Genomic DNA, 17,526 nt, shown 5'->3' on the forward strand with positions numbered 1-17,526 from the left:
CGGTCCGGCGGTACGAACGGGGCGTCCGGCGCGTCCAGGGGCCCGGGTCAGCCCCCGGCCATGATCGCGCCCAGGATGGCCGCGAGATACGCCGGGTCGTCCGCGCCGCACAGTTCGCGCGCCGAGTGCATGGACAGCCCCGGCACTCCCACGTCGACCGTCGTGACGCCCAGCCGGGCGGCGGTGAGCGGGCCGATGGAGGTGCCGCACGGCATCGCGTTGTTGGAGACGAACGGCTGCCACGGAGCCCCCGCGCGCTCGCACGCCGCCGTGAACACCGCGATGCCGGTGCTGTCGGTGGCGTACCGCTGGTTCACATTGACCTTGACCGTGGGCCCGCCGTTGGGCAGCGGCCGGTGGTCCGGGTCGTGCCGCTCCGCGTAGTTGGGGTGGACGGCGTGCGCCATGTCCGCGGAGACGCAGAAGGCACCGGACAGGGCCCGCGACCAGTCCTCGCCGCTGCCGCCCCGGGCCGAGACGGAACGCGACAGGACCCGCTCCAGCAGCGGGCTCTGCGCACCGGTCTCCGAACCGCTGCCGACCTCCTCGTGGTCGAAGGCGGCCAGCACGGGGACGTAGGCCGGCTCCTCGACGCCGGTCGCCGCACCGACCAGCGCCGTGACCCCCGCGTGCACCGAGATCTGGTTGTCCAGCCGGGACGCCACCACGAACTCCCGGTCGACGCCCAGATATCCGGGCGGCTGGATGTCGTGCAGCATCAGGTCCCAGCCCAGCACATCGGCCGGGTCCTCCTCGGCGGCAGCCGCCACCCGGCGCAGCAGCGCGCCCTCCTGGGGATCACCGAGCGCCCAGATCGGGGCGAGGTGCCGCTGGCGGTCGAGCGCCACACCCTCGTTGACCGAACGGTCCAGATGGATGGCCAGCTGGGGTACGCGCAGCAGTGGTTCGTCGATCTGGACGAGCCGGTTGCGCGGGGTGCCGTCCGGGCCGCGCAGGGCGAGCCGGCCGGAGATGCCCAGGTCACGGTCGAGCCAGGTGTTGAGCGGGACACCGCCGTAGATCTCCACGCCGATCTGGCGCCAGCCCGCCGTCCCGGTGTCGGGCGACGGCTTGATCCGCAGGTTCGGCGAATCGGTGTGGGTGCCGACGATCCGGAACGGGGTGTGGGCCGGCGCGCCCTCGGGGACGTACCAGGCGATCAGCGCACCGGCGCGGATGACGAAGCAGCCGCCGGTCGCCCCGGTCCAGTCGTCCGTCCCGCGCAGCTCGCGGAAGCCGGCCTTCTCCAGGCGCTGGGCGGCGCTCGCCACCACGTGGTACGGCGAGGGGCTGGCCGCGATGAAGGAGAGCAGGTCGTCGGTGTGGCTGCGGTGGGTGGCCGGCGTCATACGGCGTCCGCCTTTCCGGTGTTCGGCAGTGACTGCGGGGGTGAGGGTGCTGCGGATGCTTCGGTCGGTACGTCGGTCAACGCGTCGGTGGCCTCGCCGGGTGGTCCGAGCAGTTCGCGGACCGGCCGGTCGGGCCGGGCACAGAACTCCGCGAGCAGTCCGGTGTACGAGGTGAGCAGTTCCTCGGCGGTCTCCCGGTTCCAGAGGTCCGAGGAGAACTCCAGGAACGTTCGATAACCCATCGCAGGGTCCCGGCGCGGCGCAAGCCCGAAGCACAGCTCACTGCGGGAAAGAGGCGGTGCCAGATCGGCCACCTCGACCCCGAGACCGGGGATCTCGATGTCCGTGTCGACGGAGTTCTGGAACGCCAGGACGTGCGGCACCCGGTCCGGGACGCCGTCCGCGCCCGCGTCCCGCATCGCCTGCATGATCCGCGCGGTCGGCAGGACATGTGCCATGGCGCCCATCGCGCCCGCGCCGGTGCGGGCGGCGAACTCCGCGCAGCTCTCCGCGAGATTGGCTGAATCCAGTCGTACGCGAACCATCACGGCGGTCGACGTCATCGCGACGAGCGACTCGGACTCGGTGCCCCGGCGATTGGCGTACGGCACGCTCAGCAGGATGTCCGGCTCCCCCGACAGCCTCGTCAGGAACACCCCGAGGGCCGCCGCGGCGACCGCGAACGGTGTGGTGTGCCGGGAACTCGCGAACTCCTCCACCGCCGCCCTCACCTCGCCCGACGCGACCCCGCGGATCGTGTCCCCGTGCCCGCTCAGCTTCTTCGGGCGGGGACGGTCGGTGGGCACGGGAACGGAGGCCGGCACCCCCTCCAGGTACGCGGCACAGTACGCGGCCCTGGCCGCCTCGGTCTGCGGGTCGTGCTCGGCACGCTGCCGGCGGGCGTACTCCGGGGCCTGCAGGGCCGGTTCCGGGAGCGCGTGCGGGACGCCCGCCGCCGCCGCGGTGTACAGCTCGGCGATCTCGGCGAGCAGCAGCGACAGGGACCAGCCGTCGGCGCTGATGTGGTGCAGCACGAACATCAGCGCCCAGCGGTCCTCCTCGACACGCAGCAGCCGCAGCCTGGGCAGCACGGACCGGCCCAGGTCGAAGGCGCTCGCGGCGGTCTCCCGGCACAACGCCTCGGCCCGCGGCTCCCGTTCGGCGGGCGGCAGTCCGGTGAGGTCCTCCACCGGCAGCACGAGTGGAACCGGCGCGAGGACCTCCTGCCACCAGGGCCCGTCCGCAGCGTTCCCCTCCGGGACGAAACGGGTCCGCAGCGAGTCGTGCCGGGCGGTCACCCCGGCCAGCGCGGACCGCAGCGCCTCCGGGTCCAGGGGGCCGGTGAACGTGATCCGGGTCGGTACGTTCCACACCTCGGGGTGCGGGACGGCACGGTGACCGGCGATCATCCGCGCCTGCTGGTCGCTCACGGGAGCGCGGTCCAGGACCGTCTCCTCCGGCGCCTCGCCCGGCCGGTCCCCGGGCGCCGCGCCCGGCCCGTCCCGCGGCGGCCCGGCGGGCCCGCCCGTCAACTGCTCCGTCATGGCCCGCAGGGTCGCCTCGGAGAAGAAGTCCGCCAGCGGGTAGTCGACGCCGAGGGTGTCGCGCACCCGGTTCACCAGCCGGATCGCGGCGATGGAGTTGCCGCCGAGGTCGAAGAAGTTGGCGTCGTCGGGGAAGCCGCGCACATCGAGCACCGACTCCCAGACCTCCCGCAGAACGGCCGCGGTGCCGGGTGCCCCGCCGCCACCGGTCTCCCCCCGCTCCTCGGGAACCTCCCGCTCCCCGGGAACCCCCGGCCCCTCCGGGTCCCGCGCGTCGGTCATCGTCCGCAGGGCGTCGTCCAGTTCCGCGAGATACCCGCGCGCCGTCCCCGCGTCGAACAGGTCCGCGTCGTAGCGCAGCCGCAGCCGCAGGCTCCCCGACGCCGTGCGGGTGACCATCAGGGCCAGTTCCAGCGGCGCCGACTCCGTCCCGGCCGCCACCTCCTCCGCCCGCAGACCGGGCAGCTCGATGCCGGTGAGCGGCGCGGTCCCCAGGTCGATCGACACCGTGATCAGCGGTCGCGGACCCGCCGCGGCCGGACGGACGGCGGCGAGCAGGGCGTCGAGGTCCACCCGGCTGTGCGCGTCCGCCTCGAACAGGGCGCGCCCCGTGGCCCGTACGGCCTCCGGCACCGGTGTCGCGTCCGTCGCCGTCAGCCGCAACGGCAGCAGCGCCACATGGAAGCCGACCGTGTCCAGCGTCTCCGGCAGGCGCCGCCCGAACGTCGTGCCGAGCAGGAACTCGTCCTGCCCCGAACGCCGGCGCAGCACCAGGTGCCAGGCCGTGCACAGCGTGGCGAACAGGGTGACCCCCCGCTCCCCGCTCCACTCCCGGAGCAGATCCGCCCGCTCCCGGTCCAGCGTGCGGGTCTCCGCCCCGCCGCGCCCCGCCACCCGGCGCCCGCGCGGCCGGTCCGTGGGCAGCTCCAGTACGGGGGGCCGCTCGCCCAGCCGCGTACGCCACCAGGCCAGATCGGCGTCGGTGCAGGGGGGTTCGGGGGCCCCGAGAGCCGTCCCGGCGGGCCTGTCGAACACGGCCGGCCGGCCCTCGGCCGCCGCCCGGTACAGGTTCTGGAGGTCCGCCGCGAGCAGTTGGGCCGAGTGCGCGTCCGTGATGATGTGGTGCAGCCCGAAGACCAGTACATGGTCGTCGTCGGCCAGTCTGAGCAGCCGGGGAGTGAACAGCGGCCCCTCGGCCAGGTCGTAGGCACGGGTGCTCTCCTCGGAGAGCACCGCCCCGATCGCCGCGTCGGGCAGCTGCCCCTGGGCATCGGTGATCCGGAGCGGAACGCGCTGCCCGGACCGGACGACCTGCATGACGGACTCCTCGCCCGGTCCGTCGCCCCGCCCGGCCCGGAACACGGTCCGCAGCCCCGCGTGCCGTTCCACCAGCCCGTCCACGGCGGTGCGCATCGCCGCTTCGTCCAGCGGCCCGCGCAGCCGTACCGCCTGGGTCTCGTTGTACGCGGCACGGTCGCCGAGCAGCCGGGAGGACAGCCAGAGCCGGCGCTGCGCGGCGGTGGCGGGCGCGGTGCTCGTGTGCGCCCGCTCCTGGGTGCGGCGGCGCAGCAGGTCCAGCTGACCGAGCCCCGCCCGCAGCTGTTCCGCGCTCATCCCGAAGTCGACGAGCGCGGCGATCTCGTCGACGCCCGCCCGGTGCAGCGCGTCGACGAGCGGCGCGACACCCTCCGGCGAACCGATCAGTGCCCGCTGGTCGCAGTACCGGTCGTAGGCCCGGCGGAACAGATAGTCGAGGTCCTCCTCGCTCGACTCCGCGACATCCCGAGGGCTGCGGCCCAGCGCCGTGGCGGCCGACCGCATCAGCAGCGACGAGCGCAGATAGCGGACCATCGGCTCCAGCGCCTCGGCCCGCGCGGCCTCGTGATCCGTACCGAGGTACGTGTGCACCAGGACGGTCACCCGGCCGGTCTCCGGATCCAGCCCGCACTCCGCGCGGACCTGCCGGTAGTACGCGATGTCCGCGGCCAGCTCCTCCACGGTCTGGCTCATCAGATGGGTGACGACACCGAGCCCGCGCCGGGCCGCCTCCCCGTACGAGGAACGCCGCCCGGAGGTGGCGAGGAACATCGGCGGCTCCTCCTGCACCGGACGCGGCTGGATGCGTACGCCGGTCTCGGCGCCCTCGCCCGTACGCCGCCGGACGGCCTCCCCGCGCCACAGCGCGCGGACCTCGTCCAGATGGGCGAAGGCGATCTCGCGGCGGTCGGCGAACCGGTCGGGGTGCAGCGCGAAGTCCTGGGCGTGCCAGCCGGTGGCGCACCCGATGCCGACCCGGCCGCCGGAGAGGTTGTCGACGACCGACCACTCCTCCGCCACCCGCACCGGATCGTGCAGCGGCAGGACGACGGAGCCCGCGTTGATCCGGATCCGGCCGGTCTCACGGGCGAGGGCGGCGGCCAGGACGGCGGGGTTCGGGAAGAGACCGCCGAAGGAGTGGAAGTGCCGCTCGGGCAGCCAGAGCGAGGAGAAGCCGTGCTCGTCGGCGAAGCGGGCGGTCTCGAAGACCGTCTCGTACGCCTGGGCGGCGGCGGACGCGGTGTCCGGGCCGTCCGCGGCGGGGCCGGCGTTCTCCGGACGGCCGCCCTGCGAGTGGTCGCTCTCCGGGTGGTCGCCGAAGAAGTACACCCCGAAGTCGGGGGCGGGGCGCACCGTCCGTACCGGCGGGCGCACGGGCTTCGCCGCGGGTGCCGTACGGGGGAAGAAGCCGCCCTCGCGCAGTTCGCGGAGCGACCCCTTCACCGCGTCCGCCACCGCCGCCACGTCCTCGTCGGTGTGCGCGGTGGAGAGGTAGAAGCTGCGCCACTCCCAGACGTACACCCCGCGCAGCTGGAGGTGGTGGTAGAGGAGTTCCATGTCGGCGCGGTGGGTGAAGCGGAACATCGAGCCGAAGTGGGCCAGTTCCAGCGGGAACTCCTCGTCCCGGAAGAAGGCGTTGAGCTGTCCGGCGAGGGCCGTCGTGCGGGCGTTGAGCCCCTCCTGGAGCCCCGGCCCCCGGTCCCTGAGATGAGTGAGCACCGCTCTCGCCGCCGCCATCGAGAGCGGGTGCTGCATATACGTGCCGCCGATGAAGGTGGTCTCCCGAGGGGGCCGGCTGCCGTCCCCGTACTGCCAGAAACCGCCGTCGACCCCGTCGAGCAGATCGGCCCGCCCCGCCACCGCCCCGATGGGGAAGCCGCTGCCGAGCGCCTTCCCGTACGTGGCGAGGTCGGGGACGACACCGAAGTGGTCCTGGGCGCCGCGCGGGTGCGGGCGCAGTCCGGTCAGCATCTCGTCGAAGAGCAGCACGATGCCCCGGCGGGCGGTCAGTTCGCGCAGGGAGCGCAGGAAGTCCACCGGCCGCAGGCCGGGATTCCGGCACTGGACGGGTTCGACGAGGACGGCGGCGATGCGGTCGCCCAGCGCGTCGATGGTGTCGAGGGACTCCTGGTCCCCGTACTCCAGCACGATCAGGTCGGCGACGGCGCTCGCCGGGATGCCGCGCGAGACGGGGACGGCGTGCCGGTCCGGACCGCCGGGGCGGCCGAGCACGGAGTCGATGTGCCCGTGGTACGAGCCCCGGAACATGACGATCTTGTCGCGGCCGGTCGCGGCGCGGGCCAGCCGTACGGCCGCCGAGTTCGCCTCCGTACCGGACGCGGCGAAGGCCACCCGCTCCATCCCCGTCAGCCCGGCGAGCAGCGCCGCGGCCTCGCCGGTGTCGGGGGAGCGGGGGCCGAAGCGGAGGCCCTGGGAGAGATGGCGCCGCACGGCCTCGGTGACGAACTCCGGTTCATGACCGAAGAGCAGGGCGCCGAAGCCCATGGTGATGTCGGTGTAGTCATTGCCGTCGACATCGGTGAGCCGGGAGCCGTGCGCCGCACGCGCGGCTATCGGGTACAGCATCTCCTTGGTGGCGTCGCGGAACCCCACGACGGCCCGGCTGTCCGCGAGTACGGAACGGTGCTGCTGGGCGAGCCGCTTGGAGGTGCGGGTCCGCTCGGTGAACCTGCGGACGAGCGAGTCGGTGTGGGCCCGCCGAGCGGCATCGGCCCGGCCGGCTCCGGCCATCCCGCCCGCCGCGTCGACGACGAGGCGGGGGCCGTGGGACGGGGCCGCCGGGGGCGGGGGGCTCTCCCGCCACGGTTGCTCATGGGCGGGCGTGGGCTGTCGGGCGGGCGTGGGACGTCGCTCGGGCGTGGGCCGGGCTGCCTGCGACGGCGTCCGCCGGGGTGTCTGTGACGGCGTCCGCCGGGCGCGGTCCTCTGCGGCGGCCTTGAGCTGCCGGGTCAGCTGCCGGGAGAGCTCCGCGGCCCTGTCCACCGCGGCGGCCGTCGTGTCCCGGCCGCCGGTGTGCGGGGCGCTCATCGGTCCGCCACCTCGGTGCGGCCGGTCAGCAGGGCGACCGCGTCGGACAGCTGGGTCAGCATCGCGGCCTGGGTCTCGGCCAGCAGGCGTATCTGGCGGGACAGCTCCTCGACCTCGGCGCGGGTGGCGAGGGCGGGCTCCCGGTCCGCGGCGGTCACGGGCGCCGGCACCGGAGTCCGCACGGGTATCGGCTCGCGCACCGATTCCTCCGGCGGCTCCTCCGCCGGGCCGTTCTCCATGCGGCTCGCCATCAGCCGGGCCGTCAGCCTCGGGGTACCGGCCTCCTCCAGGATCTCCCGCATGGCCAGCTCCACGCCGAACTCCGCCTCCAACTGGCGGACCATGCCGATCAGCTGGAGCGAGTCCGCGCCCATCGCCACGAACGTGCGGTCGGCGTCGGCCGCCGAGGGGCGGTGGCCCAGGTGGCGGGCGGCCAGTTCCAGCACCCGGTCCAGTACGGCCTGTTCGGTCATGCCATCCTCCGTCGTGCGTGCGGATATGTGCTGCGGGGGCGCGGGGAGGCGGACCGGCTCCGGGCCCGCCCAGTACGACTGGTGCCGGAACGGGTACGTCGGCAGCGGCACCCGCCGGCCGCCGCTCCCGGCAAGCAGCGCCGTCCAGTCGACGGCCGCTCCCGCGCAGTGGAGCCGGGCCACCGCGTGCTCCCACTGCCGGGTCGACACCCGCACGGCGTCCGGCAGGGCCCGGCGGGCCAGCCCGGTCAGCGTGGCGGAGGGCCCCAGTTCCAGCAGGACGGGGGCGTCGCCGAGGGTGGCCAGTACGGCGGCGAAGTCGACCGGTCTCCGGGCCTGCCGGACCAGGTGATCGGCGTCGGGCAGCCACCCGGCCGGCCGTGCGGCACCGTCGAGTCCGCTGACGAACTCCGTGCGCAGCGGGCGGAGTTCCGTCCTGTCGACGAGGGCCCGGAGCTCGTCGAGGACCGGGTCCAGCAGTGCGGTGTGGAAGGCCCGGTCCAGGGCCAGCGGCTCGTGGGCCTCGCCCCGTTCCGCCAGCAGGGACCGTGCCGCCGCGACCGCCGCCGGGGGGCCGGCGAGGACATGCAGGGCGGCGCCGTTGACCGCGGCGAGTTCCAGGCCGTCGACCCCGGCCAGCAGCTCCCGCACCCGCTCCCGTGTCACGAAGGCGGCGAGCATGGCCCCGGGCGCCACCGCGTCCCGCATCAGCCGGCCGCGCCGGCACACCAGCCGCATCGCGTCCTCGACGTCCATCGCCCCGGCCACGCACAGCGCGGCGTACTCGCCGACGCTGTGTCCGGCGACCCGCGCCGGAGTGACGCCGAGCCGTTCCCAGAGCCGGGCCTGCGCGATCTGGAGGGCGAAGAGCGCGGGCTGCGCGAAGGCCGTGTCCCAGCGGTCCGGCCCCCGGCCGTCCACGACCCGTGCCAGGAAGTCGCGGTGACCGGTCTCCTCCTCGTACAGCCGGGCGCAGAGGGCGAGTGTCGCGGCCACCACCGGGAAGCGCGCCGCCAGTTCGGCGCCCATGCCGGGGCGGGTGCTGCCCTGCCCGCTGAACAGGAAGACCGGTGCCACCGCGCCGCCACCCTCATCCACCACACCCGTCACATACGTCCCGCTTGCCCCCGCGCCGTCCGCTGTCCCCGCCGTGCTCCTGTCGCCCGTCGTGCCGTCGCGCAGGAACGCGTCGAGCCCCGCCACCGGGTCCGCCGCCGTGACGACCAGCCGGTGCGGCAGCAGCCGTCGTCCCAGCGCGGTGGTGACCAGCAGATCGGCGGGGGCGGTCTCCGGGTGGCGGACGAGATGGTCACGCAGTGAGCGGGCGTACGCCACGAGCGCGGACGCGCTCGCGGCGGACACCGGAAGCAGCGCGGGCACCGGCGGGGAGACCGGGGGCGCCTCCGCGGCACGCGGGGACGCCCCCTCGGCACGCCGGGGCGTCCGCTCCGTACGCCGGGGCGCGTCGGGCGCCTCTTCCATGATCACGTGCGCATTGGTACCGCCCATGCCGATCGAGTGCACACCGGCTCGCCGCACTCCGCCCACCGGCCAGTCCAGCTCGCGGTCCGGCAGGACGAAAGGGCTCGTCCCCACCGCCAGCGCCGGGTTGGGGCGGGAGAAGTTCACCAGCGGAGGGACGATTCCGTGCCGCAGCACCTCGATCGCCTTGATCAGCCCGGCGAGCCCGGCCGCGCTGTCCAGATGACCGATGGCGGGCTTGGTGGAGCCCAGCGCGCAGAACCCGGTCCGGTCGGTGTACCGGCGGAACGCCTCCGTCAGGGCGGCGAACTCGATGGGGTCGCCCTTGAGCGTGCCCGTACCGTGCGCCTCCAGATAGCCGACCGACTCCGCGGACACCCCGGCCGCGCGCAGCGCCCCGAGCACGGCGTCGCGCTGCCCGGCGACGCCCGGCGCGGCGAACCCCGCCTTGTCCGCCCCGTCATTGGTGACGGCCGACCCCAGGATCACGGCGCGCACGGTGTCCCCGTCGGCCAGCGCGCGCTCCAGCGGCTTCAGCAGGACGGCGGCGACCCCGTTGCCGCCCACCGTGCCGTCCGCGTCCGCGTCGAACGCCCGGACCGTACCGGTGGGGGAGAGCGTGGAACCCTTCACCGGGAGGTGCCCGGTGACCTGCGGCAGATGCAGGGCCGAGGAGCCCACCAGCATCAGCTCCGCGTCCCCGGCCCGCAGCGCCTGGCAGGCCAGGTGCACGGAGACCAGCGCGCTCGAACAGGCCGTCGCCACGTTCACCGCGGGACCGGTCAGCCCGAGCCGGTACGCTGCCCGGTTCGCGGTGAAATCCGGGTAGTTGCCGACCTGTACCTGCTTGACGGTCGTCCAGTCGCCGGAGCGGGATTCCTCGCCCAGATTCTCCGCGAGATAACTGTGCAGCGAGTACAGCCGGTAGCCCGCGCTCCCGTACACCCCGATCCGTACCGCTTCGGCCGGCCGCGCGTACCCGCCGTCCTCCAGCGCGTGGAAGCAGCACTCCAGGAACAGCCGCTGCTGCGGATCGGTGAGCGCGGCCTCCCGCCCGCTCATCCCGAAGAAGGCGGCGTCGAAGCCGTCCACGGAATCCAGCAGCGCGCTCGCGCCGACGTACCCGGGGGCGCCGTACTCCGACTCCGGCACCCCCGCCGCCGCGAACTCGGCGTCGGTGAAACGGCGTACCCGGCTCACACCGGCGCGGATGTCGCGCCAGTACGACTCCGTGCTGTCAGCTCCGGGAAACCTCAGCGCCGTCCCGATCACCGCGATGCGGTTCTCCTTCAACTGCCTCTCCCCTCCGCAGCCCCGCCACCCGCAGCAGGAATGCCAGGGCGACCACGATGGCAGCCCCATGGGACCACGCGACCACGGTGAAGGAGGTGTACCGGTCGAGGGCGGCGGCCACGAGGATCATGCCGACCCCGAAGCCGAGGTTCTCGAACGTGGCGGAGAGCCCGAAGGCATGACCGCGCAAGGCGGTCGGAAGAGTCTGCAGATGCGAGGTGTACGACACCTCGGTGAGCCCGTCCGCGGCGCCCGCGACCAGCGCGATCACCGCCGTCACGCCCAGCGGGAACCCCGCGAAGGCCAGGATGAAGGCCGCGGACATCACGATGGTCCCGTAGCCGAAGCCGAGGGCGCCCACGGAGCGCCCGGCGCGCTTCGCGTACCGCTGGATCACCTGCTGCGCGGCGATGTTGCCGACCGCCCACACACACCAGAAGGCGGAGACGAACACCGCGGGGTTGGACGCGTCCAGCTCGGTGGAGTAGACCGGCAGCGCCGCGTTGTGGGAGGACGAACCGAACGCGTCCACCCCGCGCAGCGCCACCATCAGCCCCATACCGGGCGCGGCGGCCAGCGCCAGCACGGCGACGGGCATCCGCCGCCCCGGCTTCCGGGCCGCCGCGGCCTCGCCGGGCCCTCCCGCCGTCTCCCCGTCCGCGCGTCCTTCGGCATCCCCCTCCGGATCCGGTGCGGCACCCGCGCCCCTGCCGCCCCCCGCGATCGGCAGCAGGGCCACCGTCACCGCACAGGCCACGAAGGTCGCCATGTCGACCACGAACGCCGCGGTGTACCCGACCAGGGACACCACCACACCCGCCGAGGCGAAGCCCGCCACCATCGCCAGCGAACGTCCCGTGATCGACAGGGAGTTCGCCCACGGCCGGCGGTCCTCGCGGACCATCTCCGGGATCGAGCTGCGCAACGAGACCATGAACAGCGTCCCGCACGCGCCGATCACCACCGAGACGGCCATCAGCGAGGCCGTCCGCAGACCGCCCGGAGCCACGATGAGCAGCAGCATCACCGCCGCCTGCGCGACATTCGTCCACAGCATGACGCTTTTCGCCGTAAAACGGGCGAGCAGCCCGCCCGCGACCAGTCCGGCGACAAATCCGGAAGCCAGACGTACGGCCATGAACAGGCCCATGGCGAGTGCTCTGCCCGTCGTCTCATAGACGAAGAGATTGAGCGCCACCATATTCAGGAACGTGCCGTACGAAGAGACCGCGTAACCGGCGACCAGGAATCGATAACGCCGCTCGGAACGGGCCGTGCCGCGTGCGCTTTCGGCCACGATCCGCGTACCGATGTCCGTTTTTCCGTCCGCTTCGCTGCCCGCCTCGTTCTCCGATGGACTGTTCGATTGGCTGTCGGTGCCGTTGATACCGGGCGTCACCCGCACATACTCGTCCAGCCGCGGCGCTCACCGATGTCGCCCCGTTTGTACAAAGGTAATCTGCATACTTGTGCAGCACGATCATTCCCTCCCACCGGTATGTGATTGCCGCGAATCGTCGCCGGACCGCCCGAATCCGGAGCGGCCCTGCGAGGCGTCACTGGCGACCTACCGGCGCGCCCTCGTCGAGGGCAGCCTGCCGCAGGACGAGGTGGCCGATTGTCTGCGTGCCCTGCACCTGATGGTGGCCGACCGGGAGTCACCCGGTTTCATGATCCCCGTACCGCCGGAGACCGCCTCGTTCGCCGCACTCGCCCCCATCGAGGAGGCGATACTCGAACGGCGTCGCACGCTCCGCTCGGCGCGCGCCACCCTCGCCGCCTTCGAGGGTCTGTACGCCGATGTGCACCGGCTCGAACAGCCCGCCCTCACCCGGCTCTCCGGTCACGCCGTCATCAGCAAGGCGCTCGACGCGGGGGTCAGCGGCTGCCGCGAGTCGGTACGCACCGCCCACCCGGGCGGCGGACGCCCGGCACACGTCCTGGCGGAGTCGCTGCCCCGGGACCTGCGCAACCTGCGGCGGGGCATCCGGCAGCGCACGATCTACCAGCACACCGTCCGCTCGGACCGCACGACTCTCTCGTACATCGAGCAGGTGACCGCGGCGGGCGCCGAGGTCAGGACGCTCCCCGAAGTCGTCGACCGGATCATCGTGTTCGACCGGGACCTCGCGTTCATCCCGTTCTCCGACGAGCCGCACCACGCGCTGCGCATCCAGCATCCGCCCCTGGTCCGCTTCCTGGTCCGGCACTTCGACGAGGCGTGGGCCCGCTCGGTCCCCGTCCGCCCGGAACGCGCGCCGCTGCGCACCCCGGTCATCACCTCCGACCTCCAGCGCACGATCCTGCGGGCGGTCGTCAACGGCGAGACGGACGCGGCGATCGCCCGGCGCATCGGCATGAGCCGGCGCAGCGTCGCCGAGCACATGCGCAAGGTCTCCGAGCAGCTGGGGAGCAACAGCCGGGCCCAGCTCGGGTATCTGGTCGCCACATCGGGCCTGTTGAACGGCTCGGACGTGCCGGGTGGCCCGGGGCCGCCGGGCGCGGAGGCGCGGGAGGACGGGGCGGGCCAGGACGGCCGGCCCGGCGAGGGAGGCCGCCCCGGCGAGGGGGGTTCGGGCGGCTGAGAGCGTGCGGCGGGGGCGCTCCGTCCGGAACGCCCCCGTCGGCATGTCAGTGCGTCAGCCGCCGGCCCGTCAGCCGAGGCCGGGACCCCGTACCGGAATGCTGGTGAAGGTCGGCGCCGGGGCGGGCTCGGTGAAGAAGTCGTTGCCCTTGTCGTCGACCACGATGAACGCGGGGAAGTCCTCGACCTCGATCTTCCAGACCGCCTCCATGCCGAGCTCCTCGTACTCGACGACCTCGACCTTCTTGATGCAGTCCTGCGCGAGACGTGCCGCCGGGCCGCCGATCGAGCCCAGGTAGAAGCCGCCGTGCGCGTCGCACGCGTCGGTGACCTGCCGGGACCGGTTGCCCTTGGCCAGCATCACCTTGGAGCCGCCCGCCGCCTGGAACTGCGCGACATAACTGTCCATACGGCCGGCCGTCGTCGGGCCGAAGGAGCCGGAGGCGTACCCCTCGGGCGTCTTCGCCGGGCCCGCGTAGTACACCGGGTGGTCCTTCAGGTACTGCGGCATCTCCTCACCCGCGTCCAGCCGCTCCTTGATCTTGGCGTGCGCGATGTCGCGCGCCACGACCAGCGGGCCGGTCAGGGAGAGCCGGGTCTTGACCGGGTACTTGGTCAGCTCGGCGAGGATGTCGTCCATCGGCCGGTTCAGGTCGATCCGGACGACATCCGCCGCCTCGTCCAGGTGGTCGTCGGTGGTGTCCGGCAGGAAGCGCGCCGGGTCCTTCTCCAGCTGCTCCAGGAAGACGCCCTCGGCGGTGATCTTCGCGGTGGCCTGGCGGTCCGCGGAACAGGACACGGCGATGGCGACGGGCAGCGAGGCGCCGTGCCGGGGGAGGCGGACCACGCGCACGTCGTGGCAGAAGTACTTGCCGCCGAACTGCGCGCCGATCCCGATCTTCTGCGTCAGCTCGAAGACCTTCTGCTCCAGCTCCTGGTCCCGGAAGCCGTGCCCGGCCGGGGAGCCCTCGGCGGGCAGTTCGTCCAGGTAGTGCGCGGAGGCGTACTTCGCGGTCTTCAGCGCGAACTCGGCCGACGTACCGCCGACGACGATCGCCAGGTGGTACGGCGGGCAGGCCGCGGTCCCCAGCGAACGGATCTTCTCCTCCAGGAACTTCATCATGGAGGCCTCGTTGAGAACCGCCTTGGTCTCCTGGAAGAGGAACGACTTGTTGGCCGAGCCGCCGCCCTTCGCCATGAAGAGGAACTTGTACGCGCCGCCGTCGGCGGCGTACAGCTCGATCTGCGCCGGGAGGTTGGAGCCGGTGTTCTTCTCGTCCCACATGTTCAGCGGGGCCATCTGCGAGTAGCGCAGGTTGAGCTTGGTGTACGCGTCGAAGATGCCGTGCGACAGGGCCTCCTCGTCACCGCCCGACGTCAGCACGTTCTGGCCGCGCTTGCCCATCACGATCGCCGTACCGGTGTCCTGGCACATCGGCAGGACGCCGGCGGCGGAGATGTTCGCGTTCTTGAGGAGGTCGAGTGCGACGAACTTGTCGTTCGACGAGGCCTCGGGGTCGTCCACGATCCGGCGCAGCTGCGCGAGGTGGGCGGGGCGCAGGAAGTGCGAGATGTCGTGCATGGCCTCGGCGGCGAGCGTGCGCAGGGCCTCCGGCTCGACCTTGAGGAACGTACGGCCGTCGGCCTCGAAGGTGGAGACACCCTCGGCGGTCACCAGACGATAGGGCGTGGTGTCCTCTCCCAGGGGGAGCAGATCGGAGTACGCAAACTCTGGCATTACGGCCATTCCTCACTCGGCGACGGTGGCTGGCCTCCCTCGGGCAGCGCACCCACCAGGGTAGAACCCTGTGCGGCTGCCGACCCTGTGAGGTAGGGCTCACCTGGAGGACTGCGGAGCGTCCGGGGCGGAGCGCCCCGGAGGGAGGCGGCGGACGGATTGGCTGGATCGCCGGGACAGCCCCTAGTCGCGATCTATCGCGTTTGGGTAGGCTGGTTCGGTGGACCTCGAAAAGCAGCCCCAGCAGCCCGTCGCCCCGGCTGAACCCGCGCCGGCCGGCATCCGGGCCTCCGACGCCGACCGCGACCGGATCGCGGACATCCTCCGGGACGCCATGGCCGAGGGCCGGCTGACCGCCGAGGAGCACGCCGAGCGGATCGATCTGGTCTACCGCGCCAAGACCGTCGGTGAACTCGAACCCCTCGTCCGTGACCTGCCCGCGACCGGCGCCGCCGCCCCGCAGGCCGGTGCGCAGGCCCGCCCCTACGCGTACGGCCCCGAGGCCCCCGCCGGACCGGCGGACAACCTCGTGGCGGTCTTCAGCAGCTCGACCAGGAAGGGGCGTTGGCGGGTCGGTGGCCGGACGAACGCCTTCGCGCTGTTCGGCAGCGTGGAGATCGATCTGACGGAGGCGCTTTTCGGCCAACGACTCACCGTCATCAACGCGACGTCCATCTTCGGCAGTGTCGAGATCAAGGTGCCGCAGAACATCTCGCTGCGCGGCAACGGGACGGGTGTTTTCGGTAATTTCGAAGTGATGACTCTGGAATCCGCCGACCCGGAAGCACCGGTTGTCGTGGTGAACGGCTATTCCGTCTTCGGGAACGTGGAGGCAAAGCCCAAGCGGGGCAAGTTCATTGCCGACCTCCACGACCAACTTCGCAAACATCTGGGCCGCTGAGCGGGGCGGCGGGCGGGCTTCTGGTTCCGGCCAAAGTGCGCGCCGGGTGCAATTTCGTGCTCCGGAAGCCGGTGCCACGCAGTGCTTAGGCACGCGCACAGCGGGTAGGGAATGCTGCATCGTCTCTTGCTCGCGAAGCCGTCGTCAGGAGTAGGCCGTGCTGCAACCGCCGCATCAGACTCTGCAGGTCGCCGCCGTTCCTTCCCAGCGCACTCCCGCTCGGGAAGACCAGGCGGGTCCCTGGCATTCGGAGGCGGTGTGCCGCCGGGACGAAGCCGGGCTGTTCTTCGCCCCGTCGAAGGAGCCGACTGCTGCCCGACTGTCCCGCGAGGAGGCCGCCAAGCGGGTCTGCGCCCGCTGCCCGGTGATGGAGGCGTGCCAGGAGCACGCCCTGATGCAACCCGAGCCGTACGGGGTGTGGGGCGGACTGACCGCCGCCGAACGCCGCGTGGTGCTCGCCCGGCGCCGCAGGCGCGACATCGAGCTCAAGTCCGCGGCGCCGACGGGACGGATAGCCGCGGCCGGCTGAGGCCGCCGAGGGAGGGGGAGGGGCCGCCGGACCGGCGGCCCCTCCCCCTCCCTCGACTGCTTCACCCCTGACGCCACGCGTGGTCGCCGCCGCTGTGCGTGGCCGCTACTTCGCGCGGTCGAAGTCGATCGCGCTGTAGGCGCGCAGCTTCGAGAGCCGGTGGGTCGAGTCGATCTTCCGGATCGTGCCCGACTTGGAACGCATGACGATCGACTCGGTGGTCGCCGTCTCCGCGCGGTACCGCACACCGCGCATCAGTTCGCCGTCGGTGATTCCGGTCGCCACGAAGAACACGTTGTCGCCGCTGACCAGGTCGTCGGTCGACAGCACCCGGTCCAGGTCGTGCCCGGCGTCCAGCGCACGCTGACGCTCGGCATCGTCCTTGGGCCAGAGCTTGCCCTGGATGACACCTCCGAGGCACTTTATGGCGCACGCCGAGATGATGCCCTCGGGTGTTCCGCCGATGCCCATCAGCAGGTCGACGCCGGTGCCCTCGCGGGCCGCCATGATCGAGCCCGCGACATCGCCGTCCGAGATGAACTTGATCCGGGCGCCCGTCTCCCGGATCTCCTTGACGATGCCCTCGTGGCGGGGGCGGTCGAGGATGACGACGGTGACGTCCTCGGGCGTGGAGTTCTTGGCCCGCGCGACACGCCGGATGTTCACCGCCACGGGCGCGTTGATGTCGACGAAGTCAGCGGCCTCGGGGCCGGTGACCAGCTTGTCCATGTAGAAGACGGCGGACGGGTCGAACATGGCGCCGCGGTCGGCCGCCGCCAGGACGGCGATCGCGTTCGGCATGCCCTTGGCGTTGAGCGTGGTCCCGTCGATCGGGTCGACGGCGATGTCGACCTCCGGGCCGGTGCCGTCGCCCACGCGCTCGCCGTTGAACAGCATGGGGGCTTCGTCCTTCTCGCCCTCACCGATGACGACGACGCCGTTCATCGAGACGGTGGAGACGAGGGTGCGCATGGCCTTCACGGCGGCGCCGTCGGCGCCGATCTTGTCGCCGCGGCCCACCCAGCGCCCGGCGGCCATGGCGGCGGCCTCGGTGACCCGGACCAGTTCAAGGGCCAGGTTGCGGTCGGGGGCCTCCGGGGAGACCTCCAGTTGGGACGGCAGATGATGCTCGGACATCGGAGCGCACCTTTCTGTACGACGACGACCGGAAAAGAGGGTGCTGTGACTCTATCGGTAGGTCGATAAAATGAGCAGAGCGGGTCACGTATGAGCGCCCCGCGCCGGGTCGGGCGCGAGTGGCCGCCCCG

General features: G+C 72.6%; 9 protein-coding genes. 3 read left to right on the plus strand and 6 right to left on the minus strand.

Features of this window, described 5'->3' with window-relative positions; all coding sequences use genetic code 11:
* Window positions 1-47: 47 nt before the first annotated feature.
* Genes ABT170_RS17880 through ABT170_RS17895 form a run of 4 tightly spaced genes read right to left on the minus strand, consistent with a single transcriptional unit; the run spans window position 48 to window position 11,707 of the window.
* The gene (locus ABT170_RS17880; protein ID WP_351868367.1) at window positions 48-1,349 is read right to left on the minus strand and encodes a M18 family aminopeptidase; all 1,302 of its coding nucleotides are present in this window, start codon (window positions 1,347-1,349) and stop codon (window positions 48-50) included.
* The gene (locus ABT170_RS17885) at window positions 1,346-7,258 is read right to left on the minus strand and encodes a MupA/Atu3671 family FMN-dependent luciferase-like monooxygenase (RefSeq protein WP_351868370.1); all 5,913 of its coding nucleotides are present in this window, start codon (window positions 7,256-7,258) and stop codon (window positions 1,346-1,348) included. The genes ABT170_RS17880 and ABT170_RS17885 overlap by 4 nt, the downstream gene beginning before the upstream one ends.
* Entirely contained in the window at window positions 7,255-10,506 is a 3,252-nt protein-coding gene (locus ABT170_RS17890; RefSeq protein ID WP_351868372.1) for a type I polyketide synthase, read from the minus strand. The genes ABT170_RS17885 and ABT170_RS17890 overlap by 4 nt, the downstream gene beginning before the upstream one ends.
* Window positions 10,451-11,707 carry an MFS transporter gene (locus ABT170_RS17895; RefSeq protein WP_443034387.1) on the minus strand — a complete coding sequence of 419 codons (1,257 nt, stop codon included), beginning with the start codon at window positions 11,705-11,707 and terminating at the stop codon, window positions 10,451-10,453. The genes ABT170_RS17890 and ABT170_RS17895 overlap by 56 nt, the downstream gene beginning before the upstream one ends.
* 268 nt (window positions 11,708-11,975) lie before the next feature.
* Between ABT170_RS17895 and ABT170_RS17900 the strand changes: the two genes are divergently transcribed.
* A complete protein-coding gene (locus tag ABT170_RS17900; protein ID WP_351868375.1) occupies window positions 11,976-13,091 on the plus strand; it encodes a LuxR C-terminal-related transcriptional regulator in 1,116 nt (371 codons plus the stop codon).
* 69 nt (window positions 13,092-13,160) lie between these two features.
* On the opposite strand, the gene ABT170_RS17905 is transcribed toward ABT170_RS17900, so the two are convergent.
* Window positions 13,161-14,828: a fumarate hydratase gene (locus ABT170_RS17905; RefSeq protein WP_329946303.1), complete on the minus strand. Its 1,668-nt coding sequence runs from the start codon at window positions 14,826-14,828 to the stop codon at window positions 13,161-13,163.
* Window positions 14,829-15,048: 220 nt separating this feature from the next.
* Between ABT170_RS17905 and ABT170_RS17910 the strand changes: the two genes are divergently transcribed.
* Window positions 15,049-15,729: a DUF1707 SHOCT-like domain-containing protein gene (locus ABT170_RS17910; RefSeq protein WP_329946302.1), complete on the plus strand. Its 681-nt coding sequence runs from the start codon at window positions 15,049-15,051 to the stop codon at window positions 15,727-15,729.
* 157 nt (window positions 15,730-15,886) lie between these two features.
* Window positions 15,887-16,258, plus strand: coding sequence for a WhiB family transcriptional regulator (locus ABT170_RS17915; protein WP_266923363.1), 372 nt, complete (start codon window positions 15,887-15,889; stop codon window positions 16,256-16,258).
* A gap of 105 nt (window positions 16,259-16,363) precedes the next feature.
* Here the strand turns inward: ABT170_RS17915 and glpX are convergent, their stop codons facing one another.
* Complete coding sequence (glpX, locus tag ABT170_RS17920; RefSeq protein ID WP_266923364.1) at window positions 16,364-17,395, minus strand: class II fructose-bisphosphatase; 1,032 nt, start codon at window positions 17,393-17,395, stop codon at window positions 16,364-16,366.
* Window positions 17,396-17,526 lie beyond the last annotated feature (131 nt).

Origin of the sequence: Streptomyces sp. NPDC001787, from assembly GCF_040297465.1 — a bacterium.
In the GTDB taxonomy this organism is placed as follows: Bacteria; Actinomycetota; Actinomycetes; order Streptomycetales; family Streptomycetaceae; genus Streptomyces.